Here is a 650-nt window from a genome sequence, read left to right on the forward strand (position 1 = left end):
CAGCTTGAGAATCTAGAATGTGGGTGGAAATGGAAGTATCTCATCAAAAAATGGAAAGATGGTGAAGCGATTACCCGACATATTGATACAAGCGAAGCAGATGCAGCGGTCGCAGAACTAAAACGCCTTGAACACGAGCCTACACTTGTCTTGGCTTGGATAGAAAACCACATGTCAGAAGAGTTAGATAATAAACTCAAGCAGGCTATCCGAGCGAAACGGAAACGTCACTTCAATGCAGAGCAAGTCCATACAAAGAAGAAATCCATTGATTTAGATTACCGAGTTTGGGAAAAGCTTTCTAGTAGAGCGAATGAACTTGGTTGTACGTTATCTGACGCAATTGAATATTTGCTTTCCGAAGCGTCGAGAAGTGAAAAAGCGAGTCAAAAAGTTACCTCAATTAAAGAGGATTTGAGTAAATTGCTATCTAGCTAGGATAGGGAGTGCCAAATGTTATATGTAATCTTAATTGCAGCCATCGTGATCTTTTGGTTGATCGCAGTCGATAGGCCGGTGTTAAAAGTAAAGTTCGATAATGGTCATATTAGTAACGTAAAAGGGCATCTACCTCCTTCTTTCAAACACAACTTACAGGATATTAGTGAGCATAACCCGTTTACTGGTGAAATGAAGGTGTATAGCCAACG

The 650-nt window shown here is 40.5% G+C and carries 2 protein-coding genes; both read left to right on the forward strand.

Annotation, left to right across the window (positions count from 1 at the left end; all coding sequences use genetic code 11):
- On the forward strand, window positions 1-438 hold a 438-nt coding region (gene matP / locus IQR33_RS31950; RefSeq protein WP_193844329.1), incomplete at its 5' end, for a macrodomain Ter protein MatP.
- A 15-nt stretch (window positions 439-453) separates the two neighbouring features.
- On the forward strand, window positions 454-650 hold a 197-nt coding region (locus tag IQR33_RS31955), incomplete at its 3' end, for a DUF3634 family protein (RefSeq protein ID WP_193844330.1).

This window comes from Vibrio sp. OPT46 (assembly GCF_015163535.1).
Classification (GTDB): Bacteria; Pseudomonadota; Gammaproteobacteria; order Enterobacterales; family Vibrionaceae; genus Vibrio; species Vibrio alginolyticus.